Source organism: Corynebacterium sp. KPL2680, assembly GCF_040225675.1.
Taxonomy (GTDB): domain Bacteria; phylum Actinomycetota; class Actinomycetes; order Mycobacteriales; family Mycobacteriaceae; genus Corynebacterium; species Corynebacterium rhinophilum.
The window spans coordinates 1-26,117 of record NZ_JBEHFM010000023.1 but is presented as its reverse complement, the minus strand read 5'-3'; the positions used below and the strand labels follow the sequence as shown (position 1 = coordinate 26,117).

Sequence of the window (26,117 nt, the reverse complement as noted above, 5' to 3'; positions counted from 1 at the left end):
GGGTTAGCAAGAAGCTTCTTTTCAATCGCATCAATCTTGGCCTTATCAGCCGGATCTCGTCGTGCCACACTAGTCATACTGGCTTAACTCCTTATGTAGGTTGGGAACCTACACACAAACCATTAGATATTTTCGCACAATAAGTTGGCCAGCACGGGGACCTGAGCCCAGGATTCGGTATCTCAAGCTTTGGTGGAGCGTAGCCGCGTTCCACCGTGACACCCACATGAACGCCACGACTTCCGTCTGAAAATCGTCATCCCGCTTCTAGGTACGGATGAGTTCAGTCGCGTAGGAATGGTTAACGGATTTTTGCAGTAGGGCACTGCCACAAGTGTGCCTAGTTATTTCATGGAGTCCCAGAGTTGTTGAGCGCCTTCATCGTCCCAGAGCACGACATTGCCCACGACGGTGTCCTGGAACCCGCCGATGGGGACGGTTTCCGTATCCACGCCGGAGCCCATCGCAAGCGCTACGCGGGCCAGGTGCCATACGTGGTCGCCATCGCCCACGATGAAAGAGGAGGCGGTGTGGTTAATCAGGGAAATCGACCGGAAGGGGTTAATCAGCGTCGCTGGGGAAGTGATCTTGTCTAGCAGCGCCGCGAAGAATTCGCGCTGGCGCTGCACGCGGTCGAGATCGCCCATTGCGGTGGCGCGGGTGCGCACATAACCCAGCGCATCGCTTCCCTCTAGCTTCTGGCAGCCTTCCTGCAGATCGATGCCCGCCAGCGGGTCATTGATGGGCTCTGCAACGCAAATATCAACGCCGCCGACGGAATCGACCACATTGGCCAAACCACCCATGCCGATTTCGGCATAGTGATCAATGTGCAGGCCGGTATTGCCCTCCACGGTTTGCGTGAGGAGCTTTGGCCCGCCGTAGGCAAAGGCGGCGTTGATCTTATCCATGCCGAAGCCGGGTACTTCCACGTAGCTATCGCGCGGAATGGAGACCAGCTGGGCTTGGCCGGAGCGCGGGATATGCAGGAGCATGATGGTATCGGTGCGTCCCTCGCCCACATCGCCACCGGTGCCGAGCGCTTGTTGGTCTTCTTCGGATAGGCCCTGGCGGGAATCGGATCCCACCAACAGCCAATTGGTGCCAGAGGTATTGGCCACCTGCTCATCCGGGAGGGCATCCACGCGGGTCAGGCGCGTATCGGCCCACAGCGCGAAGATAAGGCTGCACACCACGACGAAGAGGACAAAGATGCCGGCGCAGCCAAAGAATCGTTTGACTGGATTGGTCTTTTTCCGGCGACTGTGTGGCTTGGAATGGTGGCGGGGCGGTTGCTGCGCTTGCTGTGGCTGGTAGCGCTGTTGCAACTGCTGCGGCGATTGCGGCTGCGATCGTTGTGGTCGCCGTGGCGGCTGTTGCTGTGGCTGTTGTGGCCGCTGTGGTGGTTGCTGCGCGGAACGCTGCTGCTGGGCCCGGTACTGGCTGGGGTAGCGGGTAGGAGTTTCTTGGCGTGGGATATGCTGCTGCGGCTCGGCACGATTCGTGCGCGGCCGGCGGCGAATGGGCCGACCGTAGCGGTCCTTGAGGGGACGGCCATCGGCCCCAAGGACGAACTCACTGGATGAGCTATCGCCAGCGCGGCGCGCCTCCCGATGCGGATCTCGTCCTGATTCAGTCATGCGCTATACCTTACAAGGCGCCGGCCAATTCCCCCGCTTTCTCCGCGAGCAAGCCACACTTAAAGTACAGAAAGGCCGAAGGAATAGCCGAGGAAAGCGATGGCATCGATAAGAAAGTGCGCGATGATAAGCGGCCACACGCGGCCGGTGCGGTGATAGTAGTAGCCGTAGATTATGCCCATGATGATATTGCCAAAGCCGGCCGATACCCCCTGGTACAGGTGATATGAACCGCGCAGGATGGAACTTGCCGCCAAGGCGGCCGGCAGCGACCAGCGCGCCTGGCGCAGCCTGGTCATCAGCCACATGACCACCACGGTCTCTTCTGCAAAGGCATTGGCGGCGGCCTTGATGAGGGATACCGGGATTTCTAACCACGCATTGTCGAAGTCACCGGGGATGACCTCTTTGCTCCAGCCAAACTGCACCGCGACGAAATACAAAACGAGGCCTGGGATGCCAATGAGCGCGGCTAGTCCCGCGCCGTGCAACCAATCAGAGGCGCGGTAGGCGGCGGGTTTAATGTGGTCTTGTGCCAGCAGGAAAAGTGCCAGCGCACCATAGGCAAAAAGGACCGCCGCCGAGCACAATTGCAGGCCCAAATCCACCCACGCCAGGCTGGATTGGCTGGAGTTGAGTGTGACGGATTGCTCATTGAGCAACTGCGGGGCGGCCAGTGAATTGATAAGCCGCAGCACCGCCCGGACCCCGGAAATACCAAAGGTCAGGGTCAGGACGATGAGTAGCTCGGCGCGGAGGTTCTTGGTCATGGGTGCAGGATGTGGGCGAGGCCTAAAAGTTGGGCATCGGAAAGCGTAATGCCTCCCACATGCACGCCGACGGGCGGGTGCGCGGGGATGGCCCAAGGAACGGAAATGGCGGGCAATTGGGCCATATTAAACAGCGAGGCCCAGGGGGACCAGCGCGTTTGGGCGTCGAAATTCTCCGCGTGCGGAAGGGACAGGAAATGCCCCCGCGGCGGGGGATCCGCGGTGAGCATGGGCGTGATAATGGCATCGACCCGCCACTGCTGCGCCAAGAGCTCCGGAAGGTGGCGGACATGGCGCTGCGCGGCGCTTAGCTCGGCGGCGGTTACGGTAGCGCCTTGCTGGGCCACCCAAGCCGCGTAGCCTTCTGCCTGCGGCAGCCCCACAAATCTGGAGGTAAAAATCTCGCGGAAGTGCGCAAATGTGGCCGCTGCCTGCCGATACGGCGCAATGGGGACGACCTCGAACCCCGCGGCGCGCAGCCGATCTGCGGCCTCGCGTGCCGCCCGCAGATGGTGGGCCTCCACCCGGGTCGCGGCAAAAAGCGGCTCCAGTAAGAGCCCAATGCGGGCGCGCGGGGTGATCATGCGGTGGCCGTGCAGGAACGCATTATCGGCCACGGTGCGGGTAATAAACCCCTCCGTGCCGAGGTTGCTGCCCGCAGGCTTAAACCCCACGACCCCGCAGGCCGCGGCGGGAACGCGAATAGAACCGCCGCCATCGCTGGCCTGGGCCGCGCGCACGAGGCCGCGGGCTACCTGGACGGCCGCGCCGCCAGAAGATCCGCCCGGGGTGCGGCCTGGATAAAGGGGATTATCGGGGTGGGGAAGATCCACAGGCTCCGTATCGACGCGCAAGCCCAACTCCGGGGTGGAGGACTTGCCAATGAACGTCGCGCCCTGCTTTTCCAATGTCGCGATGAACGGCTCGCTGACCGCGGGATAGTACGTGCGCTTGGCATTGCCCAAAGTGGTGGGCATGCCCGCGACATCGTTGAGATCCTTTGCAGATAGGACCCACTCGCGCAGCCCGCCGGTGCGGGTAGGCGCGCGTTGCAGATCCAGGTAGGTAAAACCGTGCTCTGCGGGGCTCATGCCCTGCACCTCTGCGCGCAGTCGTTCTATGGAAAAGTCCATGGCGCACCAGTCTAGTGGGCTAAGGTGACGGGCATGACTACAACCATCGCTTTCTTAGGCCCCGCCGGTACGTTCACGGAGGCCGCCGTGCACAAATTCGCCGCCGAGTGGGAAGCACGCGGGGAGACCGTAGAGACCCTGCCGGTGGACTCGCCATCGGCGGCGGTGGCGGCCGTGCGCGCTGGGCAGGCCGATTATGCCTGCGTCGCCATAGAAAACTCCGTGGATGGTGCGGTGACGACGACCTTTGATGCACTGGTAGAAGGCGATCCCGTACAGATTTACCGTGAGGTAGATATCCCCGTTACCTTCAGCATCATGACAAGGCCGGGAACGAAAGACATCACGCGCCTGAGCACGCACCCTGTGGCCTTCCAACAAATCCGCGGCTGGGTAGCAGAGAACTCACCGGGCGTGGAATTCGTGCCGGCTAGTTCGAATGCGGCGGCGGCGCAGGCCGTAGCGCGCGCCGAGGTCGACGCTGCGGCGGCGCCAGCGCGGGCGGCTGAAATCTTCGGCCTAGAAACCAGGGCGAGCGGCGTGGCTGACGTGCAGGGCGCGGCCACCCGCTTTGTGTTGGTGGGCCTGCCGGGGCGCCCGACCGCGCGCACCGGCCAGGATCGCACCAGCGTCATTTTCACCCTGCCCAACCAGCCGGGAACCCTGGTGGGGGCCCTGCAAGATTTTGCCTACCGTGGGGTGGATCTCTCCCGGATTGAGTCACGGCCGACGCGCCAAACCTTTGGTAACTACCGCTTCTATGTGGACTTGATTGGGCATATTGATGACCAGCCGGTTGCTGAGGCCCTGCGCGCGGTGTGGTTGCGGGCGGAGGAACTGCGCTTTTTGGGCTCCTGGCCCACCGCGACGCCCGCCGGCCACCCACCGCGGGACCTGGCAGAGGCGGATGCCTGGGTGGCGAGGGCGCGCAGGGGTCAATAATCTGGACGCATGACTGGAAGAATCATCCTGCTGCGCCATGGCCAAACCCATTCCAACGTCTCCCGGCTGCTTGATACCCGGCCGCCGGGCGCGGAGCTTACGGATCTGGGGCGCAACCAGGCCACGGAGGTGGGCCGGGAGCTAGCGGGTTTTGTGGGCGAGCGCGAGGTCGAATTCAAGTGCTCGATTGCGCTGCGGGCGCAGCAGACCGCCACCTTGGCGGCGCGCGCCTTTGAACAGGAGCGGGGCCTGCCACGCTTTTCCATTCCCATCGATGTCATCCCGAATGTGCAGGAGATTTTCGCCGGCGATTGGGAGCTCGATGCCAGCGAGGCCGCCCACCGCAGCCACGATACGGCCATGCGCGGCTGGTGCTATGGCGATAGCCAGGCCGCCATGGAAGGCGGCGAGCGGCTTCAGGACGTGCTTTCGCGTTTCCAGCCCGCGTTGGAAGAGATCGCGGCGCAGCTTGCCGATGACCGCGATGTCATCCTCGTCAGCCACGGCGCCGCCATCCGGGTGGTAACCAAGCACGCCACCGGCGCGGATGCGGACTTTGCCTATACCGGCTATATGCCCAATTGCCGCTTTACCGTGATGGAGCCGCGTGGCAAGAAATTCGGCGAATGGACGCTTACCCGCTGGGCCGATATCGATCTCTAACCCCAGCCCAGCTGGTGCAGCTCGTGTTCTTCCATGCCAAAGTAATGGCCTAGCTCGTGGAAGACCGTGACCTTGACCTGCTCGGCCAAGTCTTCTTCTGATGTGCTCCAGCGCTGCAGCGTGTTTCGGTAGATGAAGATCGCATCGGGCAAATACCCGGTGTGGTCGAAGGTGCGCTGGGGTAGGGCCACGCCCTCATAGAGCCCCAGCAAGGTGGGATCATCGGGGTTTTCCTCTTCCACCATGATCACTAGGTTGCGCATCTTGCGCACGAATTCATCGGGCACCTGATCGAGGGCGTCATTGACCATCTCCTCGAAGCGCTCTTCCGAAACGGAATACATTTACGGTGCCGGCTTATTATCGCGAATCGGGTTGCGCTCTGGGCGGTCCTCCGGCGGGTTGCCATCGATGGATAGCGCTTGGCGGCCACCGGTGGCGGTGCCAGTGATGGAGGAAAAGCCGCCATCATCGCGGGCGTGGACGAGCGAGCAGTTCACGGACTTGGTACCGCCATTCCAGGACTCTTCAGACACGGTTCCCCAGAACGGCTGCAACGTGGATTGGTAGAGCTGCTCCTCCCCACCCAGGTAGTCCTCGGCGGCGGCCGTGCAGGTATCCGAGAGGAATTTATCCATCTCCTTGCCATCCGGGTACGCGTCGGGGAATTTCTTGCCCAAGTCGATGACGGATACTGTCTCCAACTGGTGTGGCTGGCCGCAGTCCACGACGTGCGGTACCTGCTGATCATCGATGGCCAAGCACTCGCCCGGCTTAGCCAGATTGGCCTGCTCGGAGGCCTCGACATTGCCGGTGGTCAACTGTGGTACGCCGTGATCATCGGTGGTTTGTAGGCCGCACAGCAGGGTGCGGTCACCGTTATTCCACGCGGATTCCGGCGGCAGGATGGAGGCAATATCGTATTTGCCGTGCGGATCCCACTTGCTGTGCAGGTAGCTCACCGTGGCGGATTCACAGAGCTCATCGCGCAGCTGGTGCTGGCGGGTAAGCGCGGGCCGCGAGGCATCTGGGCCGAATTCACTGGTGGGGTAGACGCTGAGATCCTCCACGGTGGAGACCTCGAAGCGGTGCTGCTCGGAGCATTCCACCTCTTTGAAGGAAGCGGCAGAACCATCCTCGTTGATATCCCACGTCACGCAGGATCCGGCGGAAGCGGAGGTAAAAGGCTCCGTTTTGGGATCGGAAGATCCCGAGCCATCCGCACCGCCCTCAGCGGACTGCCCGGAAGAGGCCGTATTATCGGACCCGTTGGAGCCGTGGTTGCTGACAATGCCGTAGATGCCCATGAAAACGGCCGCCGCGATTGCTGAGATCAAGGCAATCTGGACGGCCACAGCGGAACGCCACGCAGGTGATTTCTTCATAAGGCCCATTATCTTACCCCTTAAGCAGGGTCTTTTCTAGATTGAGGTATCCCGGGAAACGCGGGTATTCAGGTGGTACCTATCGGTGCGGTAGACCGAGGAACACCATTCCACGGGCTTATCCTCCGAACGCGAGCAGCGCACGATGTGCAGCAGTGGGGAACCCACGGGGACATCGAGAAGCGGCGCAATCTCCTCATTGGCGGCAATGGCGGATACGGTCTGGTCCGCGTCCGTGATGGGGACACCAAATGTCTTATCCAAAATCGAGTACACCGAGTTATAGGTGTCATTTTCCAGCAGGCTCGGCGCAAAGGTGGAGTTGTACCAGCCGTCATCGATGGAATAAGGCTCGCCATCGCCCAAGCGCAGCCGGCGCAAATGAATCTGTTCCTCTGTGGCAGGGGTGCCAAAGAAGTTGGTGGCCGCCTCCGGTGCGCTAGCGCGGCCGCTGTTGAGAATCTTGGAGGAGGCCACCACGTCCTGGGCGCTCATTTCATCGGAAAAGGAGGCCAGGTGCAGGCGCGATACCAAGGGGTTGGGGGCAACGAACGTGCCCTTTCCGCGCACGCGGCGCAATTTACCGGCGGCAACGAGATCCCCGATGGCTCGGCGCACCGTAATGCGGGAGACACCGTAGGTCTCTTCCAGGAGCCTCTCACCAGGGAGGATATCACCGGGTTTGAGGGTGGTATTACATAATTCCTCCAGAATATCGTGCAATTGGGCGTGCTTGGGGGTAGGGCCATCGCTAATCTCGCGGGCCGGCAATTCTAAGGAGGACATGATTCCATAATAATTCGCTGGTTATTACCACGGCAAGGCAAAGGCAGTGCGCTAGAATCAGTTCCGTGATTGATCTCAAGCTACTCCGTGAAAACCCAGACGTTGTCCGCGCCTCTCAGGTCACCCGTGGGGAAGACCCCTCGCTCGTGGATCAGCTCCTCGCAGCCGATGAGAAGCGTCGCTCTGCCATCCAGAAGGCAGACGAGGTGCGTTCCCAGCAGAAATCCCTGGGTAAGAAGATTGGTCAGGCCTCCCCAGATGAGCGCCCAGCGTTGCTGGAAGGCGCAGATGAGCTGAAAGCCAAGGTAAAAGAGGCAGAAGAGGCTCGGTCCGCGGCTGAGGCCACGGTGGAAGAGCTGCAGTACAAGATCGATAATGTCGTCGAAGGCGCGCCCGCCGGCGGCGAAGATGACTTTGTTCTCGTTGAAGAAGTAGGCGAGATCCCGCACTTCGATTTCGAGCCAAAGGACCACCTTGAGCTCGGCGAGTCCCTGGGGCTCATTGACGTCAAGCGCGGTGCGAAGGTCGGCGGTGCTCGCTTCTACTACCTCACCGGCGATGGCGCCTTTTTGCAGCTCGGCATGCTGATGTTGGCGGCGCAGAAGGCACGGGAAGCCGGCTTCCAGCTGATGATCCCGCCGGTTCTGGTGCGCCCAGAGATCATGGCCGGAACGGGCTTTTTGGGCCAGCACTCCGATGAGATCTACTACCTCCCGGCCGATGATCGCTACCTCGTGGGCACCTCCGAGGTAGCCTTGGCCGGCTACCACAAGGATGAGATCATCGATCTGTCCAATGGCCCCCTGCAATACGCGGGCTGGTCCTCCTGCTTCCGCCGTGAGGCCGGTTCCCACGGCAAGGACACCCGCGGCATCCTGCGCGTGCACCAATTCGACAAGCTAGAAATGTTTGTCTACTGCAAGCCGGAAGATGCCGAGGACATGCACCAAAAGCTCCTCGCTATGGAAAAGGAAATGCTGGCTGCGATGGAATTGCCGTACCGCACCATCGATATCGCCGGCGGTGACTTGGGCTCTTCTGCTGCCCGCAAATTCGACAACGAGGCGTGGGTGCCAACCCAGGGCACCTACCGCGAGCTGACCTCTACCTCCAATTGCACGACCTTCCAGGCCCGCCGCCTATCTACCCGTTACCGCGATGAGAACGGGAAAACGCAGGTAGCCGCCACTTTGAACGGTACCCTGGCCACCACCCGTTGGATCGTGGCGATTTTGGAAAACCACCAACAAGCCGATGGCTCCGTCGTTGTTCCAGAGGCCCTGCGCCCATTCGTGGGCAAGGATGTTCTCACGCCGCAGTAGCCTGCGGAGCAAACCCAAAGGAGCACCATGAACGCTGCGACGAATTTCTTGTACCGCCAGATCACCCACATTGGGCGCGGCCTCACCTTGGCCCAAGGCCTGCAGATGCGTCTGTCGGGGGAAGAAAATATTCCCGATGACGGCGGCGCCGTCCTCGTGTGCAATCACACCGGGTATATGGATTTTCTCTTCGGTGCGTTCATTGCCTATCGCAAAAAGCGTCTAGTGCGTTTTCTGGCTAAGGCCAGCATCTTTAGTGCCCCGGGCGTGGGCGCCCTGCTGCGTGCCATGGGGCACGTGCCGGTAGATCGCATCGATGGCAAAGAGTCCTTGCGCAAGGCGGTGGAGCTTGCCGAAGCCGGCGAGCTCGTCGGCGTCTTTTCTGAAGGCACGATTTCCCGCAGCTTTGAAATCCGCAGCATGAAAACCGGCGCATCCCGCATCGCTTTTAAAGCCGGCGTGCCGGTTGTGCCGCAGGTGATATTTGGTTCGCAGCGCCTGTGGACAAAGGGCCACAAGAAGAACTTGGGACGCACCAAGACTCCGGTCTTTATCGCCGCGCTCGAGCCGTATTATCCCACCGGGGATCCAGAAGCCGATACCGCAGAAATCCGCCGCCGCATGCAGGCGGCCCTGGAGGGACTCTGGGAGGATTACGAGGCGGAGTTCGGACCCATGCCCGCCGGCGAATATTGGGTGCCCGCGCGCAAGGGCGGTTCCGCCCCGGCGCTGGAAGAGGCCGAGGCGCGCGATGCGGAGGTGGAAACGGAGCGGCACCGGGTGCGTCGTTTGCGCGATGACTTGGTAGGGCTCAAAGAGCGCGTTTCCGTTTCCTCCGTTGAACTCGTACGCAACCACATGGCCTCTGCCAAAGGCAAGGAAGCCCAGGAAATACACGAAGGCGACGAGGCACAGGAAAAGAAGCACATCGCGGCCGATACCTTGGAGTGGGTCAAAACCAATCTCAATGCCGTGGTGGAAGAGGCGACCCGTGGCTTGGATGAAGGCAGGGATAAGGTCGCCGATGTCATGGCGCAATTGAAGACCGATGTGGCGCAGGCCCAGGCCTCAATTGCCGCAAGCAGCAAGGAGATCTGGGAAGGATCCGTGGTAGAGCAAGGATTGCTCGCCGCGGCGACCCAATCGCGCCTGATCGTTTCCCGCCTGCCGCACCGGCTCAAGGCCCAGTTTTCTGACATCCCGCGCGTAGTAGTGGCGCATCAAAGCACGCTGAACTGGGAAGATGGTGCCCTGACCCCGCGGTTGAAGGCGGCGCTAGAAGGCATCTACCCCGCGGCGGAGGTACTCATCGTGGTGTCGTGCGATGCGGATCTCGATGTCCCGCAGGCGGTGTGGCATATCCAGCTTGATGAACAGGCCGAAAAGCCGCTGGTGGACAAGGAAGCGATGAAGGTCACCTCGGCCACGGCCGCCGCCGGCGTGGACTGCATCCTAGATGATTTGGACGCCAAGCCGAGCGAGACATTGATCTTTGGTAATGAGCCAGGGGATGAAGAATTTTTGAATCACATCCCGGTCGTTGCCCTAGAGACCGCACCCATCGAGGTGGTCAAGGAGGCGCAGGCAGTGACCTATTCCGCCGAGCGCGCAGGTATGTCCGAGGTTCTGGAAGCGATGGCCCGGCTACAAAAAGATTAGCCGCGTGCAAACGTTGACGTTGCCACCCCCGCGAGGGGGTGGTTTTCTTTTTGAATGACTAAGCAAAGGGCGGAAATTGACTGCTTACGGGGCCGGAAGTTACGTGTGAGAAACCTCTAGTGAATGTTTACCCGGTGACCTCTAGCATAGGAGATAGGAGATATTGGCTCTTCTTTTTAGAGTGCAATAGTCGCCATCATGAATCATCCAAAACTTGCTTTTAGCTGTGCTTACGCCATCTCATTCATTGTTTGTCGGAGCAAGCACACATGAGCACCAAGGAAGGAGATGCGGTCTCTAATGACCCAGCAAAGCAATCAATCCTTTAACCCCGAATATTTTGAAAATGTGTGGAATGGCTACGCGGATGAGGACTACGATGTGGTCATCATCGGTGGTGGCTCCGTAGGTGCCGGCGCGGCACTGGATGCAGCGACCCGCGGTTTGAAGACCGCAGTGCTGGAGTCCCGCGACTTCGCCGCAGGTACCTCTTCCCGCTCTTCCAAGATGTTCCATGGTGGCCTGCGCTACCTTGCAATGTTTGACTTCCGCCTCGTGGCAGAGTCCCTGAAGGAACGCGAGCTCAACATGTCTACGTTGGCTCCCCACCTAGTCAAGCCGCTGAAGTTCATCTTCCCGCTCACCCACCACGTATGGGAACGCGTCATGATGTTCGGTGGCTTTACCCTTTATGACCTCATGGGTGGCGCAAAGAGCGTGCCGATGCAAAAGCACCTCACCCGCAAGGGCGCCCTTAAGGTCACCCCGGGTCTGAAGGAAGACGCCATCGTCGGCGGTGTGCGCTACTACGACACCCTGGTGGACGATGCCCGTCACACCATGACCGTGCTGCGCAGCGCCGCTGAGTACGGCGCCGATGTGCGCACCAATACCGAAGTTATCGGCTTTGACAAGGACCGCGGCGGCCGCGTCGTTGGCGCTAAGGTCCGTGATACCGCCACCGGCCGCGAGACCACCGTGCGCGGTAAGGTCTTCATCAATGCCACCGGCGTCTGGAACGACAAGATCCAGGAGCTGGCCGGTGTGGAAGGCAAGTTCACCGTTCACGCTTCCAAGGGCGTGCACATCGTCGTGCCAAAGGATGCCCTGGATGCAGAAGCAGCACTGTGCTTCGTGACCGAAAAGTCCGTCCTCTTCGTCATTCCATGGGGCGATTACTGGATCATCGGTACCACCGATACCGACTGGGAAAAGGGCCTATCCCTGCCGGATCCCGCCCCCACCAAGGCGGATATTGACTACATCCTGGATGAGGTCAACCAGCGCGTGCGCCGCCAGATCACCCGTGATGACATCGTCGGTGTCTACTCCGGCCTGCGCCCGCTGCTATCCGGTAAGTCCGATTCCACCACCAACCTGTCCCGCAACCACGCCGTGGCTCGCGTAGCTCCGGGTATGGTTTCCGTTGCCGGTGGTAAGTACACCACCTACCGCGTCATCGGTAAGGATGCAGTTGACCTGGCCGTGGAAGAACTCGGCGGCAAGGTGCCGGAATCCATCACCGAGCACACCCCGATCCTGGGTGCTGCCGGCTACCACGCACTGGCCAACCAGATTCCTACCTTGGCCCGCCGCTACAACCTGAGCGAGGACTTCATCGAGCACTTGCTCGGCCGCTACGGTTCGCTTTTGGGTGAGGTTCTGGCTCCTGCGCAGGATGACGAGTCCTTGCTCGATCCCGTTCTTGGCGCAGAGACCTACCTCTGGGCTGAGGTGCGCTACGCCGTCACCCATGAGGGCGCGCTGCACTTGGACGATATCTTGACCCGTCGCCTCCGCGTTGCCATCGAATTCGGTGACCGTGGCGTCAACGCAGCTCCCGCTGTTGCGGACTTCGTTGCTCCGCTGCTGGATTGGAGCGAGGAAGACAAGCAGCTCGAGGTGGATACCTTCACCAAGCACACCGAGGCAGAGCTGGCCGCTGAGGCAGCTGTAACTGACCGCGAAGCTAACGACATTCTGGTCCGCGCTGGCTCCGCTCGTCCGACCGAGACTCAAGGATAAGGGGAGACACTTATGGCTGGATCTGATGCATTTTTGTGGGAGTTTATCGGCACCACGCTGCTGCTGCTTCTTGGTAATGGCGTGTGCGCGCTGGTAAACCTCCGCACCTCGGGCGCTCGTGGCTCCGACTGGATTGTTATTGCCTTGGGCTGGGGCATGGGCGTCTTCGTCGGCGCCAGCGTCGCCGACCCCTCCGGCGGTCACTTGAACCCTGCGGTAACGCTCATGCTCGCACTCAATGGTTCGCTCGAATGGAACTTGGTTCCGTTCTACGCGCTGGGCCAAATCCTGGGCGCTATGTTCGGTGCCTTACTGGCCTGGGCCGCATTCAAGCAGCTCTTCGATGCGAATAACTACGATGAAGAAGGCAATGTCACCGGGGCCAATTCTGAAACCGCCGGTATCTTCTTCACGGCCCCCGCTCACCCGCACAATGGCTGGAATACGGTGACCGAGTTCATCGCTACTACCGTATTGTTGATGTTCATCGCCTTCGGCCCTGCCGGCGGCGAGCTGGGACCGCTGAGCTACTTCGGTGTGGCGTTCGTTGTTGTCGCCGTCGGCCTGTCCCTGGGTACGCCTACGGGATATGCCATCAACCCAGTCCGTGACTTGGGTCCACGCTTGATGTACGCCTTCGTCCTGCCCATTAAGGACAAGGGCAGCGCTAACTGGGGCTATGCTTGGGTGCCGATTGTTGGCCCGCTGCTTTCGGCCGTCGCCGTTGGTCTACTGTCCATTGCGCTTTAATCCAACCCCTATACAGGAGAAATTAGACACATGAGTGATAAGAAATACGTCGCAGCTATTGACCAGGGAACCACGTCAACCCGCTGCATCATCTTCAACCACGATGGCGATCAGGTATCCGTGGGCCAGCTCGAGCACGAGCAGATCTTCCCAGAAAAGGGTTGGGTAGAACACGACCCGCAGGAGATCTGGAGCAACACCCGCCGCGCCGTGGGGGAGGCTTTGGCCAATGGCGATATAACAGTAGAAGATATCGACTCCGTCGGTATCACCAACCAGCGCGAAACCACCGTTGTGTGGGATAAGAACACTGGCGAGCCCGTCTACAACGCCATCGTCTGGCAGGACACCCGCACCTCCGCTATCTGTAAGGAACTGGCTGGTGAAGAGGGCCCGGATAAGTGGCGCCGCCGCACCGGCCTGCTGATCAACTCCTATCCTGCCGGCCCGAAGGTTAAGTGGATCCTCGACAATGTCGATGGCGTCCGCGAGCGCGCCGAAAAGGGCGACCTGCTCTTCGGCACCATTGACTCCTGGCTGCTGTGGAACCTGACCGGTGGTGCCGAGGGAGACGGCGACAAGGAAGCGCTGCACGCAACGGACGTGACCAACGCTTCGCGTACCCTCCTCATGGACATCGAAAAGCTGGAGTGGGACGAAGAGCTGTGTAAGGAAATGGGCATTCCGATGTCCATGCTGCCGGAGATCCGCCCGTCCCTGGGTGATTTCCGCACCGTCCGCGAGCGCGGTTCCCTCGCCGGCGTTCCCATTCGCGCCATCCTGGGTGACCAGCAGTCCGCTATGTTCGGCCAAGGCTGCTTCCGCGCGGGTTCGGCCAAGAACACCTACGGCACCGGCCTCTTCCTGCTGCTGAACACCGGTACCACCCCGAAGTTCTCTGAAAACGGCCTGCTGACCACCGTCTGTTTCCAGCGCGAGGGCGAGCGCCCCGTATACGCACTGGAAGGCTCCGTGTCCATGGGTGGCTCCTTGGTGCAGTGGCTGCGCGATAACCTGCAGCTCATTCCTAATTCCTCTGCCATCGAGAACTTGGCGCGGGAGACCAAGGATAACGGCGGCGTTTACATCGTCCCGGCATTCTCTGGTCTCTTCGCCCCGCACTGGCGTTCCGATGCCCGCGGCGTCATCGTGGGCCTGACCCGCTTTGCTAACCGTGGACACTTGGCTCGCGCCGTCCTCGAGGCAACCGCTTACCAGACCCGCGATGTGGCAGATGCCATGGTGGCGGACTCCGGCGTGGAAATCACCGAGCTGCGCGTGGATGGTGGCATGACCACCAACGAGCTGCTCATGCAGTTCCAGGCTGACATCTTGGGCGTGGAGGTACACCGCCCGAAGAACATTGAGACCACCGCAACCGGCGCCGCTGTCGCTGCCGGTTTGGACAATGGCTTCTGGGAAGACCTCAGCATTCTGGATGCCCAGCGCGGTGACCTCACCGTATTCAAGCCCAAGATGGAGCAAGAAGAGGTGGATTACCTCTACGGTGAATGGAAGCGCGCTATCAAGCGTTCCTTGAACTGGGAAGACTCCGATGAGGATGAGTTGGACTTTTAAGTCCTGAAGTAAACTCGCGGGTATGGATACTTTCCCTACCCGGGCCCCTCGGCTCATCGCGAGTGATATTGACGGCACCCTGCTGGACCGCAATCATCGCGTCCCGCGTCGCAACCGCGACGCAGTGGCGCGGGCGGTGCAGCAGGGTGCTTATTTTGCTTTGTCCACCGGCAGGCCTTTTCGCTGGATAGAGCCGGTCCTAGAGCAACTCACGGTGCGCCCGGTATGCGTGACCTCAAATGGGGCGGTGCTCTATGATTCCGCGGAAGACCGCGTGCTATCGGCGCGGGAGCTTTATCCAGACGCGCTAGAAGAGGTGGTGACGGTAGCGCAGCGCGTCCTCGGCACGGTTGGCTTTGGCGCAGAGCGGGCGGGCGGTTCGCTTGCCGATGCCCCCGATCAGCTCTTCGTGGTCGACCCTCACTACTCCGAAAATGCCCTCTTTGAGGGCTTTGGTGTGGTCGGCGTGGGCGAGCTGGTGGCGCAGCCGGTGGTCAAGCTGCTTATCCGGAATACGGATTATTCCGCACCGGAACTCTACGACTTGATTGCTCCCCATATTGATCCGGAGCTGGCGCATATTACTTATTCCATGCAGGAGGGTGTATTAGAGGTCGCGGCCCCTAATGTCACCAAGCGCCGGGGTGTGGAGTGGCTGGCCAACCAGCATGGGATAGCGCAGGAAGAGACCATTGCTTTTGGGGATATGCCCAACGATATTGAGATGCTCACCTGGGCCGGCTGCGGGGTGGCAATGGAAAACGCCCTCCCGGCGGTGAAGGCGGCCGCTGATGCGGTCACCGTGGCCAACCACCAGGCGGGCGTGGCACAGGTATTGGAGCGCTGGTTCTAACTTCCGCTCCACGGGGAGGTTAGTCGGTGTAGATGTCTACCTTTTCGGTATCCATGTTGTAGACAATCTCGCCGCCCTGGAATTGAACGCGGATTTCCTTGCCGTCTTTCATTTCGTTTGTGGTGGGCAGGCCGAGCTTGGAAGCGTTATCGCCTTCCGCCCACTTCTTGGCAATTTCTCCGGTCAGGGCCTTTGCCTCGGAGTCCTCGGAGGAGAGGACCACACCGTTTTTGAAGAGCTGGTACATAATCTTGCCGGAATCGGTGGTGTCCGGTCCGCCAACGGCGAGACCCAAGACGGGACCAAAGGCGTTCAGGACGGAGGTCCAGGATTCCTTGAGGCCTTCGTTATTAGAAAGCTGCACAACCTTGTTGACGATATTCGGAATATCGCCAGCGGTCAGGTCACCGGCAAGCTTCTTATCAGCATCCGGCTGTGCCACGCGGTCATTGGACACTAGGACGCCGAATACGGCGGCGGCGATGCCTGCCAAGGCCTGGATGGTCGATACCGGAATGTCCACCCCGCCGATGGAGGAGGTGGCCTCGCCCGGGGTGGAATGACCGCCGTTACTCGATGGCGACTTCTTATCCCAGTTCATTGCAGCAGAGTTACCGCCAGCCTTAACCGCGTTGTACTTCTGCTTGGTGTTATCGCGGATCTGCTGCCAGTTCTGCGTGGTGTAGCGACCCGGGCACTGGGTGTAGTGGAAATCATTGTGTCCACTGAATGCGGGTACCGTAGCCTGCGCGCCGGCTGGAAAGCGGGATCCGCCAAAGCCACCAGAGGTCAGGGTAGCGGTGCCCGTGGGATCGATGCCGGAGATCGCGGCCTTCCACCCGGCAATTTCTGCCACCGAGTTCAGCATCTTTTCTGACGGTTCTTCATTTTCGTAGTTGCCAATCATGGAGATGCCCCAGTTGTGGGAGTTGAAGCCACCAACGTGTGCGCCCTGGACGGCCTTGTCGAGACCGCCGTAGCGGCCCTCGTAGATGGTGCCGAACTTATCCACGAGCACGTTGTATCCAATATCGCACCAGCCCAGGTTCTGAGCGTGGTATTCATAGGCAGCGCGAACCTGCGCGGCGGCCTGTGCCGGGGTGTAGTTATTGGAGCCCGCGGTGTGGTGCAGCGTCATCGCCTTGATGCCGTCATCGTAGGTGGGCTGCTGGCAGCGCTTAGATTCATCGGCGCCCCATCCGGAGCGGGACACTACCTTTGGCATGCCATCGGTGGCGGCAGTAGGTTCGATGGCTTGGCCTTCTTGGGCATTGCCGTCCATAAAGACGGCATCCAGGTCCGACACGGTGGTGCGGTCGGTGTTGTTTTCATCAGCTACTGGGGCGATATCGCCGACGTTATAGGGCTGCGCGGCGGCGCGGTTGGCATCCGCAGCACCGGTTGCTTTATCGGGCAACTCAGCATCGTCATCCAGGTTGGAACCGGTTACGAGGTCCACATTGGCCATGGATACCTGCACATCGTTGGTATCGCCCACGTAAATAAGCTCGGTACCGTTCTTGCCATCGCCGTAGTTCATGGCATCCATATCGAACCATTCGCTCCAGGAGCCGTCCTCCTGCTTGGAGCGGACGAAGGAGTGCACGTCGCGCTTGCCCTCCCAGGTCACGGCGAACATGTTGAACGCCTCGTCGCGGTGGAAGTGCTTGACGGCACGCGGGCCCTCGCCATCGCCTTGCGCTGCCACGGCGGGATCATCAACGACGACGGAGTCGGCGTTGCTAAAGTTTTCAGAGGCGTTTTTAACCTCGATGGGTCCGCCAGAACCGGAGTCCTGGGTTTTAAGGACCTGCTGGCCGCCGAATGCGGCCGCCATGACGAGGGCAATGGAGGAAACCGTCGCGATGACGGGTGTGGTCCACGTTGACCTCGTGGGAACTAGTCGACGTCGTTGCTTCACTCTATTCTCCCTGGGTTGAGTAAGTGCCGATGTAGCTGTAAAAACGGTTGCCAAAAGTTAACAGTTGATAGTGATGCTACGAGTGTGGCAGCTGTGAATCTTGTTGCGACACGCCGATGACCCGTGTTCCCCTCTGGAGTGCAATAAAGTGGAAGCCATGACTTCTTATGACCTCATCGTTGTTGGTTCCGGATTCTTTGGCCTGACCGTTGCGGAAAGGGCCGCTAGCCAGCTGGGAAAGAAGGTGCTCATTGTTGAGCGCCGCGAGCACCTGGGTGGCAATGCCTACTCCGAGGCGGAGCCCACCACCGGGATTGAAGTGCACAAATACGGCGCGCACCTCTTCCACACCTCTAATAAGCGCGTGTGGGAGTACTGCAACCAGTTCACTGATTTCACCGACTACCAGCACCGCGTCTTTGCCATGCACGATGGCACCGCCTACCAATTCCCCATGGGGCTGGGGCTTATCAACCAATTCTTCGGCCGTTACTACTCGCCCGATGAGGCCCGCGAATTGATCAAGGACCAGGCCGGCGAATTCTCTGCGGATGAGGCCAAGAACCTGGAGGAAAAGGCCATCGCGCTCATTGGCCGCCCGCTCTATGAGGCGTTCATCCGCGACTACACCGCCAAGCAGTGGCAGACCGACCCCAAGGAACTGCCAGCCAGCAATATCACCCGCCTGCCGGTGCGCTACACCTTCAATAACCGCTACTTCAACGACACCTATGAAGGCCTGCCCGTCGATGGCTATGCGGCGTGGCTAGAAAACATGGCGGATCATGAAAACATCGAGGTCCGCCTGGATACCGATTGGTTCGATGTCCGCGAGGATCTGCGCGCCGAGTCCCCGGATGCTCCCGTTATCTACACCGGCCCGCTGGACCGCTACTTTGACTTCGCCGAAGGCGAGCTCGGCTGGCGCACCTTGGACTTCGACCTCGAGGTCCTCGATACCGGTGACTTCCAGGGCACCCCGGTGATGAACTACAACGATGCTGATGTGGACTTCACCCGCATCCACGAGTTCCGCCACTTCCACCCTGAGCGTAAGGATCGTTACCCCTCCGATAAGACGGTCATCATGAAGGAGTACTCGCGCTTTGCCGATAAGGGCGATGAGCCGTATTACCCCATCAATACCCCGGAGGACCGCTCCAAGCTGGAGGCGTACCGCAAACTAGCGGCCCAAGAAGCCAAGGAGAACAAGGTGTTATTCGGCGGCCGCTTGGGCACCTATCAGTACTTGGACATGCACATGGCCATCGGCGCCGCTCTGTCCCTATTCGATAACAAGCTCGTACCCTTCTGGAACGAGGGCAAGGCCATCGAGCAAGAGCGCGGCCACTAAGAGCTGCTAATTTGCCCTGGGCACGCTATGCTTAGTCACCTCACAGGTTAGGAGGTGACGGCATGGCTCAACGCAAGAAATACACCAAGCCCGGGCACGCGGACCGCAGCATGTGGAAGATGTCCCCGGAGTGGCTCCAGGAGCATTTGAAACTGCGCAGCCGCGCAACGCGCATTCCCGATAAGAAAAAGCAGCAAGCAAAGAAGGCCTGCCGGAACACCCGGCGGGCCTTTCCGCTACTTAACCCCGCAATTATGAGTGCTCGCATTGCTCAATAGATGCAGCACTGGAAAGTATTTTTATGGTGTTCATTCAGCCTGAAGCCCAAAAATTCCTCGACTTAAACAAGGATGCCCCACAGCTAGATACGCGTAGCCCGGAAGAAAACCGTGCCGCCCAGCTGAAAACGGCAGCGGCGTGGGGCAAGAAAACCCGGATGGCGTCTGTGTATGAGACCTCGGTGCGCGGTGTCACGGTGCGGGTTTATATACCGGAGGAGCGGGAGCTTTCCGATGCCCAGCCGGCAGGGCCCGCCTTCATCTTTTTCCACGGAGGCGGCTGGGTGCTGGGGGATTTAGAGACCACGGATACAACCGTGCGGGATATTGCCGCAGAATCTGGAATTATGTGTATCAGTGTGCACTATCGTCGTGCACCGGAACACCCCTTCCCGGCACCGTTGGATGATTGCCGGGCGGTAGTAGACGGGGTGCTACAAGGAGAATTGGGGGTTGGTGTCGATCCAGCCCGCGTTGCCGTGGGCGGTGACAGCGCCGGCGGCAATATCGCAGCGGTCATCGCACAAGAACTGCGCGATCAGCTGGCGCATCAGGTGCTGATTTATCCCGTCATGGATTTATCCACCTTTGATACGCAATCCCATTCGGACTTTAGCGGCGGCTACTACCTCACTCGACGGCGCCTTAACTATTTTTATGATTCTTATGCGGGCACTGCAGACCGCACGGATATCCGTATGTCACCCGGTAGGAATGGCGAACTGGCGGGGCTACCCCCAGCGACAGTGATCACCGGTGAACTCGATCCGTTGGTCTCTGAGGTAAGTGACTACGCTGAGCGAATGCTCAATGCGGGCAATGTAGTGAGTTCTATCGAATTTAAGGGTCAAGTCCATCCGTTCGTCCAGATGGGCGGGATTATTTCGGATGCGTTGATTGCGCGCACCATTATTGGCAGCGAATTAAAGCGTGCGCTGCGAGCCCAAGGCTAAAGGCCGCGATCTGCCGGAGCTAATAGAAAGCTCGGCGTGAACACCCAACACTTAACACGAACACTCAACACAACACTGCACATGTTGAGTGTTGTGTTGAGTGTTATGTGTAGTGTTATGTGTAGTGCTCGGCTGAAGGTGAGAGGCAAACGGGGAAACGATGGACCTAGAAGAAATTGAGCAGATTGTTCACAATTTGCGTGCCATAGGCAAAGACACCAGCACGGTTGAAGCAAAAGCAGCTGGTGGAGGCCTGCCCAAGAAGATAACGCGGTCGGTGTCTGCTTTTGCCAACGGAAAAGGTGGAACGATCATCTTCGGCCTCGATGAGGAGTCGGGGTTTCTTCCCGTCGAAGGCTTCCAAGCCGAGTCCATAGCCAAAGCATTTGTGGAGGCATGCGCGGAGAAATTGACCCCTGCTATCCGTGCCGATGTAGAAATTGGTGCTGTCGATGGCGCGCCGGTAGTAGTTGCGGAAATTCCCGAGCTTGCGCCTTTTGATAAACCGTGCTGGGTTACTGCGCAATCTAAATATAACGGGAGCTACATTCGCGAGCACGATGAAGACCGGCTTTTGAAGCCCTATGAAATCGATCGTCTCGAAGAAAATAAGATGCAGCCCTCGTGGGATCTGGAGGTCGTGGAGGCGGCTACTATTGCAGACCTCGATCGGGACATCGTCCAGCAAATCCTAGAGCGCGAACGAAGCCTGCGGCCTGGGATTTTTGGCAAGTTCTCTGATGAAAGGGCATTGAAAGCCCTGCATCTCACCGGCGTAGGAGAGGATGGGGAAGTTCATCCGACCTTGGCTGGCTTATTAGTAGCCGGCATTTATCCGCAAGAATTTTTCCCGCGGCTCAACGTAACTTTTACTGCTTATGCGGGAACGGCCAAGACCTCGACCAAAGGTCAAAGATTTGTTGATAACGCGAGTTTTGTAGGCCCGATTCCGGAATTGGTGCCAGCGGTGGTTTTCGCGGTTGAGAAAAATATGCGGGTAGGCGGCGTCGTCGATGGAGCGTTCCGAGAAGACTTGCCGGATTATCCTCCAGTAGCGGTCAGGGAAGCGGTTGCTAATGCGCTCATGCACAGGGACTATTCTCCTCAGGCTAGAGGGACACAGGTTCAGGTTGATATGTACGCTGACCGGCTAGAAATCATTAATCCGGGTGGCCTTTTTGGAATGGTGAACGTCAATAACCTTGGGAATCCAGGCATGACAAGTGCGAGGAATCAGCACCTGTCTAAGCTATTGGAAGTAACGGCGATTTCCGGAGGGTCTGGGTACGTGGCGGAAAACCGTGGAACTGGATACATTGAGATTCTTGATCAGCTGCAAAAGACACTCCTTCCTCCGCCGAAGCCGGCGGATTCGTTGACCACGTTTACGTTAACTTTTGAACGGCGTGAAATGACTTTGCCGGAGCGGAGTGCGTCTATACACGGCGGTTCTAGTGAACGGATTATGGAGTATTTGGCCCAGCATCAGTCTGCGAATAGCCGTGAGCTTGCGGCGGCTGCCGGGATTTCTGTAGGTGGGGTGCGCAGAATCCTGAACCAATTGGTAGATAGTGGACGGATCGAGCGTACGGAGCCTTTGCGCAGCCCTAAACAGAGGTATCGATTGGTTACATAGGCAGGCGCCTGAACACCCAACACTCAACACAACACTCAACATGTGCAGTGTTGTGTTGAGTGTTATGTGTAGTGTTCGCCTGCACCTGCGGGGCTAAAACCCTGCCACCACCAGTTTTGCCAGCTTGCGGCCTCCGGGTGCGGTGGCGGAGTGATGGAACCGTGTGGTGTGTGTATGGAGCTGACGGGGCTAATGCCGTGCAGTGAGTTGATAAACCACAGGGGACATTCCGCAGCGAGTGCCGGGGTCAATGGGTGCTGCGCGGTGGAAAGTCCCAAGTCATTGCAGCGGCCCAAGACCTGGCGCAAGGTCACGCTGGGCAGGCGCACGCCGGTGGGAAGCAGGAGGGTGTCGCCGTCCCAGGCGATGAGTGCGCCGGTGGTGGTTTCGGCGATGGCGCCGTGGGCATCGACAATCGCGGTGTCATCGGTGCCGCTTACCTGATACTGGCTGCGGTAGGCGGCCAAGGCGGGCAAGTCCGGGCCTTTAACTAGAGGCTGTGCGCGGGGATCGGGGGCCTTAGCATAAGTAAGGCGCGTGTGGGCGCGCGGGGCCGGGGCAGGCCGGATATCGAGGTATAGGTTGCCGGCTATGAGGACAATGCGGGGAAAGAGCTCGCCGCCTGAAAGCAGCTCCAGCATGGCGGGGACGAAGCCTGCGGGCAAGGTCCCGGCGGCGGATTCGAAGCGCTTCAGGTGGAGCTGGAGGCCGTGCGTGCGGCCTTGCGAATGGCGCCAGGAATCGGCCACGGTGCAGGAAGCGGTTGGTGGGGTGCAGGGGATAAAGGCGCCGTCGCGCCAGATATAGGAGCTCATGACCACGCCCCTATGACAGATTGGGCCTTGAGATTTCTTTCGGCCAGCTCGGCTGCGGGATCGGAATCGAGGACGATGGCCCCGCCGGCGCCGACGGTGACCTCGGAACCCGCGCGCACCGCGGTGCGGATCACCACGCTGAAATCCGCCTCGCCGGAATAGCCGAGGTAGCCGACGATGCCGGAATAGACGCCGCGGGGTCCTGCCTCGAGGGCATCGATAATCTCGCAGGTGCGCAGCTTCGGCGCGCCGGTCATGGAGCCGGGCGGGAAGGCGGCGCGGATGGCATCGAGCGCGGTGGCGCCGGGGCGCAACTGGCCGGTGATTGTGGAGACCAGCTGGTGCACGGTGGCGTAGCTTTCCACATTCATCAGCCTCGGAACGCGCACGGTGCCGGGTTCGCATACGCGGGATAGATCGTTGCGTAAAAGGTCCACGATCATGAGGTTCTCGGCGCGGGTCTTGGGGTCATCGCGAAGCAGCGCGGGGTCCTGGTGGGCTGGAATGGTGCCCTTGATGGGCTTGGCCTCGACGCGGTTATCGCGCACGCTGAGGAAGCGCTCGGGCGAGGCGCTGCAGATTTCCACGTCGTCGAAGACCAGATGCGCCGCGTATGGTGCCGGGTTGTGCCGGCGCAGCGCCGCGTAAATATCGCCGGTGGCCTGCGCGGTATAGGTATCGGTCAGGCAGACCTCGTAGCTTTCTCCGGCGTGCAAGAGCTCTTGGGCGCGCTGGATGCGGTCCAGGTAGTCGGTGGTGCGCCAGGCGCCCGCGCTTGCCGATGCCCCCTCGCTTCCCACCTGCCCACCTTCCAGGGCTTCCTCCAGCCGGTCGAGCAGGTCCTGCGCGCCGTCGCCGTCGAGGCAGCACAGGTGTGCTACCTGCCGGTGGTGGTCGTAGATAAGGAAGGACTGCGGTTGGATGAAGTAGGCATCGGGATAAGGCGAGCGGTGGCGCAGTTGGATGGGCAGGGTAAGCTGCGCGCATTCGTAGCCGAGGAAACCTACCACCCCGCCGGTAAATGGCAGATCTGGTGCATCAAAGACCTGCGTGGATAGCTCGCGCTCGAGGGTGGTGAGGATATCGGGGGCATCGCCAAGCCGGTAGCGAAAGGAGCGGCTAAGCGGGCCGGTAGCATCGCCAAGAATGCTATAGCGCCCGCGCGCATCGGCGGAATCGAGGAAGAAGGCATCGTTGCCGTCTGCCTGCAGCGCCGCGAAGACGCTGGGGCAGTCAATCGCGCCGGGGACCTCGCGGTGGAGGAGGCGAAAACCGCCGAGGAAATTGCGCAGCAGGGTCGCGCCGTGCTGTGTCAGCACCGATTCGGGGTGGAATTGCACGCCCCAATGAGGCAGGCCATCGACCTTGAGGGCCTGGACGGTGCCGTCCTCGCTGCGGGCATGCACGGTGATGCCGGGGGCAGGTTCAATGTGCAGCGAGTGATAGCGCACCACCTGAAAGTCCTGCGGGATGGTGGCAAAAATTCCCTCGCCGGAATGGCTAATGGTGGAGACAAAGCCGTGGCGCGGTTCGGGCGCGCGGCTTATGCGGGAACCGGCGAGCATCGCCAAGCCTTGGTGGCCAAGGCAGACGCCGAGCAGGGGAATCCGCGCTGCGGCGGCTGCCTCGATAACGTGCCGGGACATGCCAAAGTCGTTTTCTTCCTCCGGGGTTCCTGGACCAGGGGAGATAACCACGTGGCTGAACTCGCCGGCGCGCACGCGATCTGGAATGTTGGCGGCCTCGCCCGCGGGAACGACGAGCGGCTCGGTTCCGGAGACCTCTGCGATGAGGTGGGCGAGGTTAAACGTGTACGAGTCGTAATTATCAATGAGCAGGATCATCAAAGGCAGAGTCTATAGCCCAGTGCGCCCCACGCGTAACTTGCTCCACGCGCGCCTTAACTACTGGGTTACGACCAACCAATTGACGTATGTCACACCGCGTTGTAAAGTTAACTTTAAGTTAACAACAAGCAAACGGGGAAAGAATCCAGGAAAGGGGATAACAATGAACCGGTTTGAAACCCTCCGTCACGACCTGCACACCAAGTACGGTCACGGATATACCCGTGCTGAAATCGATGCGAAGTTGGACGAGGTCATCGCCAAGCACACCGCCCACGCCGGGCTCGTGGAATTCATCCCTGTGCTGGTAGAGCGCGAGGTGCGCGAGTTCTTCGGCGCCCACCGCATCCACGTTCGCTTCGCCGCAGGCAATAACCACGCCCTGGCCAAGGCCGCCGCGGACCTCACCAAAAAGCACGCGGGGGAGGCGCTCTACGTCGATACCGCCGCCGCCCACCCGGAAAATGACGGCAATGACCACCTGGCGCACGTCATGAGCGAGCGCGGCATGGGCCAGGCTCCCAAGAAGTACCTCGAAGAGGTGCGGACCGTGGCCATGCCGGATTACATCGTGTACCTGGGTCGCGAGGTCGAGCGCGATGAGGCCGGCAAGGACATCAAGATCTGGGACATCGCCCCGGCTGAGGCCGTTGAGCAGGCCCGCGAGCTTGCCGATGACCTAGAGGCCCGCGTCTACTACATGCTGAACAAGCTGGGCATCGACCCGGTAACTGAATCCGTGCGCGTCTAGCCTAAGGCAGGGCGAAAGCAAAAAGGGCTGAGGGAAACCTCAGCCCTTTCATCATGCATGCAGTGTACTTCCATTCCGGTGGTAGGCCAGATAGAGCGGGCGGCGCGAGCGGAAGCCCGCGGCGTCGAAGACAGGGGTTAAGTAGCAGGAGGGGATCCGGACACTTTTAAGAATATTGGGGTTGCCCGCAAATAGCGGTTGCGTCCTTTCGTGTGGTGTCGTTTTTATAGAAGAGTTGGCCTATTCAGGCGTCATTGGTTTCCGTGGTGTTGCTGGTAAGCGGCTGAATGCGACCCCTGTGGTTAAGGACAGGGCTAGTGCCATTGCCCATATTCTCTTTGAGAATGGTGTAAAGAAAATCAATTGACTTAAGTCCGCGCATTTTAGAGGGACAACCCTTATCGTAGGTAGAATTGCTACCTATATAGGTTATCGACCTATCTTGGGTTGAAATATTTGTTGGAGGTTTCGTGAAGCAATGGACTCGTAAAATTGCATCTTCGGTATTGCCCTTGTCGATTCTGGCGATTCTTTCAAAGGGAGAGTCATACGGTTATGAGATCAGAAAGATGCTCGTAAGTTTCAATCTTGGAGATTTTAAAAGCGGTACCGTGTATCCGCTTTTAACTCGGTTGGAGGAAGAAGGGCTCATTGCTTCGAGATGGGCGGAATTACATGATGATCCTCCTCGGAAAATGATTCAGATTACAGACACCGGTCGAGATGCCCTCAATGAGGGCGTCCAAGACGTGGAGTACTTACTAAGCGGCATCCGCAATGTGATGGAAGGGAAATAGCATGAGCACTCTCAATGACGAATACCTGAAAAGCTTGGCTCGGGAGCTTAGGTTAAGGTCAGTCTCCGAATCAGATATTAATCAAGAAATGCTACGAGTCATGGAAAGTGACGGTGCTGGGGTTAACTTGAGGAACGAGTTTGGAGCCGGTCAAGTCCGTTTGAGTGGGGACCTGACCCCCATTTGGTGGACACCTGATATCCAGCCCAGTCGAGCTGGGAAGAAAGGTAATCTACCACCATGTCCAGGTACTGAGAAC

General features: G+C 59.6%; 24 protein-coding genes. 15 read left to right on the top strand and 9 right to left on the bottom strand.

Annotated features, from left to right (window positions below):
* Nucleotides 1–344 precede the first annotated feature (344 nt).
* The 3 genes from ABRP66_RS10015 to ABRP66_RS10005 are packed head-to-tail and all read right to left on the bottom strand — an operon-like array spanning nt 345 to nt 3,543.
* Nucleotides 345–1,640, bottom strand: a complete 1,296-nt coding sequence (locus ABRP66_RS10015; RefSeq protein WP_284771176.1) for an LCP family protein — start codon at nt 1,638–1,640, stop codon at nt 345–347.
* Between the two features lie 59 nt (nt 1,641–1,699).
* Nucleotides 1,700–2,410: a CPBP family intramembrane glutamic endopeptidase gene (locus ABRP66_RS10010; protein WP_284771175.1), complete on the bottom strand. Its 711-nt coding sequence runs from the start codon at nt 2,408–2,410 to the stop codon at nt 1,700–1,702.
* Nucleotides 2,407–3,543 (bottom strand): amidase, encoded by a 1,137-nt coding sequence (locus ABRP66_RS10005; protein WP_284771174.1) that lies wholly within the window; start codon nt 3,541–3,543, stop codon nt 2,407–2,409. The genes ABRP66_RS10010 and ABRP66_RS10005 overlap by 4 nt, the downstream gene beginning before the upstream one ends.
* 33 nt (nt 3,544–3,576) lie before the next feature.
* On the opposite strand from ABRP66_RS10005, the gene pheA reads away from it, so the two are divergent.
* Both pheA and ABRP66_RS09995 read left to right on the top strand, forming a co-directional pair.
* On the top strand, nt 3,577–4,485 hold the full coding sequence (gene pheA, locus ABRP66_RS10000; RefSeq protein ID WP_284771173.1) for a prephenate dehydratase: 909 nt from the start codon (nt 3,577–3,579) through the stop codon (nt 4,483–4,485).
* A 9-nt stretch (nt 4,486–4,494) separates the two neighbouring features.
* Nucleotides 4,495–5,148, top strand: a complete 654-nt coding sequence (locus ABRP66_RS09995) for a histidine phosphatase family protein (RefSeq protein WP_284771172.1) — start codon at nt 4,495–4,497, stop codon at nt 5,146–5,148.
* Here ABRP66_RS09995 and ABRP66_RS09990 read toward each other — a convergent pair.
* The 3 genes from ABRP66_RS09990 to ABRP66_RS09980 are packed head-to-tail and all read right to left on the bottom strand — an operon-like array spanning nt 5,145 to nt 7,319.
* Nucleotides 5,145–5,492 carry a metallopeptidase family protein gene (locus tag ABRP66_RS09990; protein WP_284771171.1) on the bottom strand — a complete coding sequence of 116 codons (348 nt, stop codon included), beginning with the start codon at nt 5,490–5,492 and terminating at the stop codon, nt 5,145–5,147. The genes ABRP66_RS09995 and ABRP66_RS09990 overlap by 4 nt on opposite strands.
* Nucleotides 5,493–6,542 (bottom strand): septum formation family protein, encoded by a 1,050-nt coding sequence (locus ABRP66_RS09985; protein WP_284771170.1) that lies wholly within the window; start codon nt 6,540–6,542, stop codon nt 5,493–5,495.
* A 27-nt stretch (nt 6,543–6,569) separates the two neighbouring features.
* Nucleotides 6,570–7,319, bottom strand: coding sequence for a GntR family transcriptional regulator (locus tag ABRP66_RS09980; RefSeq protein ID WP_284771169.1), 750 nt, complete (start codon nt 7,317–7,319; stop codon nt 6,570–6,572).
* 65 nt (nt 7,320–7,384) lie between these two features.
* Here ABRP66_RS09980 and serS point away from each other — a divergent pair, with 65 nt between their 5' ends.
* The 6 genes from serS to ABRP66_RS09950 all read left to right on the top strand — a co-directional run bounded on the left by serS (nt 7,385) and on the right by ABRP66_RS09950 (nt 15,506).
* Complete coding sequence (gene serS, locus ABRP66_RS09975) at nt 7,385–8,641, top strand: serine--tRNA ligase (RefSeq protein WP_284771168.1); 1,257 nt, start codon at nt 7,385–7,387, stop codon at nt 8,639–8,641.
* A 27-nt stretch (nt 8,642–8,668) separates the two neighbouring features.
* On the top strand, nt 8,669–10,300 hold the full coding sequence (locus tag ABRP66_RS09970; protein ID WP_349838636.1) for a lysophospholipid acyltransferase family protein: 1,632 nt from the start codon (nt 8,669–8,671) through the stop codon (nt 10,298–10,300).
* A gap of 300 nt (nt 10,301–10,600) precedes the next feature.
* Entirely contained in the window at nt 10,601–12,325 is a 1,725-nt protein-coding gene (locus ABRP66_RS09965) for a glycerol-3-phosphate dehydrogenase/oxidase (RefSeq protein ID WP_284796730.1), read from the top strand.
* Nucleotides 12,326–12,337: 12 nt separating this feature from the next.
* Nucleotides 12,338–13,075: an MIP/aquaporin family protein gene (locus ABRP66_RS09960; protein WP_284796729.1), complete on the top strand. Its 738-nt coding sequence runs from the start codon at nt 12,338–12,340 to the stop codon at nt 13,073–13,075.
* A gap of 30 nt (nt 13,076–13,105) precedes the next feature.
* Entirely contained in the window at nt 13,106–14,653 is a 1,548-nt protein-coding gene (gene glpK / locus ABRP66_RS09955; protein WP_349838635.1) for a glycerol kinase GlpK, read from the top strand.
* A gap of 22 nt (nt 14,654–14,675) precedes the next feature.
* Nucleotides 14,676–15,506, top strand: a complete 831-nt coding sequence (locus tag ABRP66_RS09950; protein ID WP_349838634.1) for an HAD family hydrolase — start codon at nt 14,676–14,678, stop codon at nt 15,504–15,506.
* Between the two features lie 19 nt (nt 15,507–15,525).
* On the opposite strand, the gene ABRP66_RS09945 is transcribed toward ABRP66_RS09950, so the two are convergent.
* Nucleotides 15,526–17,427, bottom strand: coding sequence for an N-acetylmuramoyl-L-alanine amidase (locus ABRP66_RS09945; RefSeq protein WP_284852539.1), 1,902 nt, complete (start codon nt 17,425–17,427; stop codon nt 15,526–15,528).
* 157 nt (nt 17,428–17,584) lie between these two features.
* Between ABRP66_RS09945 and glf the strand changes: the two genes are divergently transcribed.
* The 4 genes from glf (at nt 17,585) to ABRP66_RS09925 (ending at nt 21,648) form a co-directional block, all read left to right on the top strand.
* Nucleotides 17,585–18,781: a UDP-galactopyranose mutase gene (gene glf / locus ABRP66_RS09940; RefSeq protein ID WP_349837008.1), complete on the top strand. Its 1,197-nt coding sequence runs from the start codon at nt 17,585–17,587 to the stop codon at nt 18,779–18,781.
* 62 nt (nt 18,782–18,843) lie between these two features.
* Nucleotides 18,844–19,059 (top strand): hypothetical protein, encoded by a 216-nt coding sequence (locus ABRP66_RS09935; RefSeq protein WP_284783595.1) that lies wholly within the window; start codon nt 18,844–18,846, stop codon nt 19,057–19,059.
* 23 nt (nt 19,060–19,082) lie between these two features.
* Nucleotides 19,083–20,012, top strand: coding sequence for an alpha/beta hydrolase (locus ABRP66_RS09930; RefSeq protein ID WP_284783593.1), 930 nt, complete (start codon nt 19,083–19,085; stop codon nt 20,010–20,012).
* A 160-nt stretch (nt 20,013–20,172) separates the two neighbouring features.
* Nucleotides 20,173–21,648: an ATP-binding protein gene (locus tag ABRP66_RS09925; RefSeq protein WP_284783591.1), complete on the top strand. Its 1,476-nt coding sequence runs from the start codon at nt 20,173–20,175 to the stop codon at nt 21,646–21,648.
* A gap of 62 nt (nt 21,649–21,710) precedes the next feature.
* Here the strand turns inward: ABRP66_RS09925 and ABRP66_RS09920 are convergent, their stop codons facing one another.
* Nucleotides 21,711–22,463, bottom strand: a complete 753-nt coding sequence (locus ABRP66_RS09920; protein WP_284783590.1) for an aminotransferase class IV — start codon at nt 22,461–22,463, stop codon at nt 21,711–21,713.
* The gene (locus ABRP66_RS09915) at nt 22,460–24,307 is read right to left on the bottom strand and encodes a chorismate-binding protein (protein WP_349838633.1); all 1,848 of its coding nucleotides are present in this window, start codon (nt 24,305–24,307) and stop codon (nt 22,460–22,462) included. The genes ABRP66_RS09920 and ABRP66_RS09915 overlap by 4 nt, the downstream gene beginning before the upstream one ends.
* Before the next feature lie 166 nt (nt 24,308–24,473).
* Between ABRP66_RS09915 and ABRP66_RS09910 the strand changes: the two genes are divergently transcribed.
* The 3 genes from ABRP66_RS09910 to ABRP66_RS09900 all read left to right on the top strand — a co-directional run.
* Nucleotides 24,474–25,061: a three-helix bundle dimerization domain-containing protein gene (locus ABRP66_RS09910; protein WP_284783587.1), complete on the top strand. Its 588-nt coding sequence runs from the start codon at nt 24,474–24,476 to the stop codon at nt 25,059–25,061.
* Between the two features lie 470 nt (nt 25,062–25,531).
* Nucleotides 25,532–25,858: a PadR family transcriptional regulator gene (locus ABRP66_RS09905; protein ID WP_284771154.1), complete on the top strand. Its 327-nt coding sequence runs from the start codon at nt 25,532–25,534 to the stop codon at nt 25,856–25,858.
* A gap of 1 nt (nt 25,859) precedes the next feature.
* Nucleotides 25,860–26,117 (top strand): hypothetical protein (locus ABRP66_RS09900; protein WP_349838632.1); only part of this gene is annotated, 258 nt, incomplete at its 3' end.

Bases quoted from the DNA above. Each gene is read 5' to 3' on its own strand.
- ABRP66_RS10005 (WP_284771174.1), bottom strand. From the start codon at position 3,543: ATGGACTTTTCCATAGAACGACTGCGCGCAGAGGTGCAGGGCATGAGC.
- ABRP66_RS09995 (WP_284771172.1), top strand. From the start codon at position 4,495: ATGACTGGAAGAATCATCCTGCTGCGCCATGGCCAAACCCATTCCAAC.
- ABRP66_RS09965 (WP_284796730.1), top strand. From the start codon at position 10,601: ATGACCCAGCAAAGCAATCAATCCTTTAACCCCGAATATTTTGAAAAT.
- ABRP66_RS10015 (WP_284771176.1), bottom strand. From the start codon at position 1,640: ATGACTGAATCAGGACGAGATCCGCATCGGGAGGCGCGCCGCGCTGGC.
- ABRP66_RS09915 (WP_349838633.1), bottom strand. From the start codon at position 24,307: ATGATCCTGCTCATTGATAATTACGACTCGTACACGTTTAACCTCGCC.
- ABRP66_RS09990 (WP_284771171.1), bottom strand. From the start codon at position 5,492: ATGTATTCCGTTTCGGAAGAGCGCTTCGAGGAGATGGTCAATGACGCC.
- ABRP66_RS09930 (WP_284783593.1), top strand. From the start codon at position 19,083: ATGGTGTTCATTCAGCCTGAAGCCCAAAAATTCCTCGACTTAAACAAG.
- ABRP66_RS10010 (WP_284771175.1), bottom strand. From the start codon at position 2,410: ATGACCAAGAACCTCCGCGCCGAGCTACTCATCGTCCTGACCCTGACC.
- ABRP66_RS09950 (WP_349838634.1), top strand. From the start codon at position 14,676: ATGGATACTTTCCCTACCCGGGCCCCTCGGCTCATCGCGAGTGATATT.
- ABRP66_RS09960 (WP_284796729.1), top strand. From the start codon at position 12,338: ATGGCTGGATCTGATGCATTTTTGTGGGAGTTTATCGGCACCACGCTG.
- ABRP66_RS09980 (WP_284771169.1), bottom strand. From the start codon at position 7,319: ATGTCCTCCTTAGAATTGCCGGCCCGCGAGATTAGCGATGGCCCTACC.
- pheA (WP_284771173.1), top strand. From the start codon at position 3,577: ATGACTACAACCATCGCTTTCTTAGGCCCCGCCGGTACGTTCACGGAG.
- ABRP66_RS09920 (WP_284783590.1), bottom strand. From the start codon at position 22,463: ATGAGCTCCTATATCTGGCGCGACGGCGCCTTTATCCCCTGCACCCCA.
- glpK (WP_349838635.1), top strand. From the start codon at position 13,106: ATGAGTGATAAGAAATACGTCGCAGCTATTGACCAGGGAACCACGTCA.
- ABRP66_RS09970 (WP_349838636.1), top strand. From the start codon at position 8,669: ATGAACGCTGCGACGAATTTCTTGTACCGCCAGATCACCCACATTGGG.
- ABRP66_RS09925 (WP_284783591.1), top strand. From the start codon at position 20,173: ATGGACCTAGAAGAAATTGAGCAGATTGTTCACAATTTGCGTGCCATA.
- glf (WP_349837008.1), top strand. From the start codon at position 17,585: ATGACTTCTTATGACCTCATCGTTGTTGGTTCCGGATTCTTTGGCCTG.
- ABRP66_RS09910 (WP_284783587.1), top strand. From the start codon at position 24,474: ATGAACCGGTTTGAAACCCTCCGTCACGACCTGCACACCAAGTACGGT.
- ABRP66_RS09985 (WP_284771170.1), bottom strand. From the start codon at position 6,542: ATGGGCCTTATGAAGAAATCACCTGCGTGGCGTTCCGCTGTGGCCGTC.
- ABRP66_RS09935 (WP_284783595.1), top strand. From the start codon at position 18,844: ATGGCTCAACGCAAGAAATACACCAAGCCCGGGCACGCGGACCGCAGC.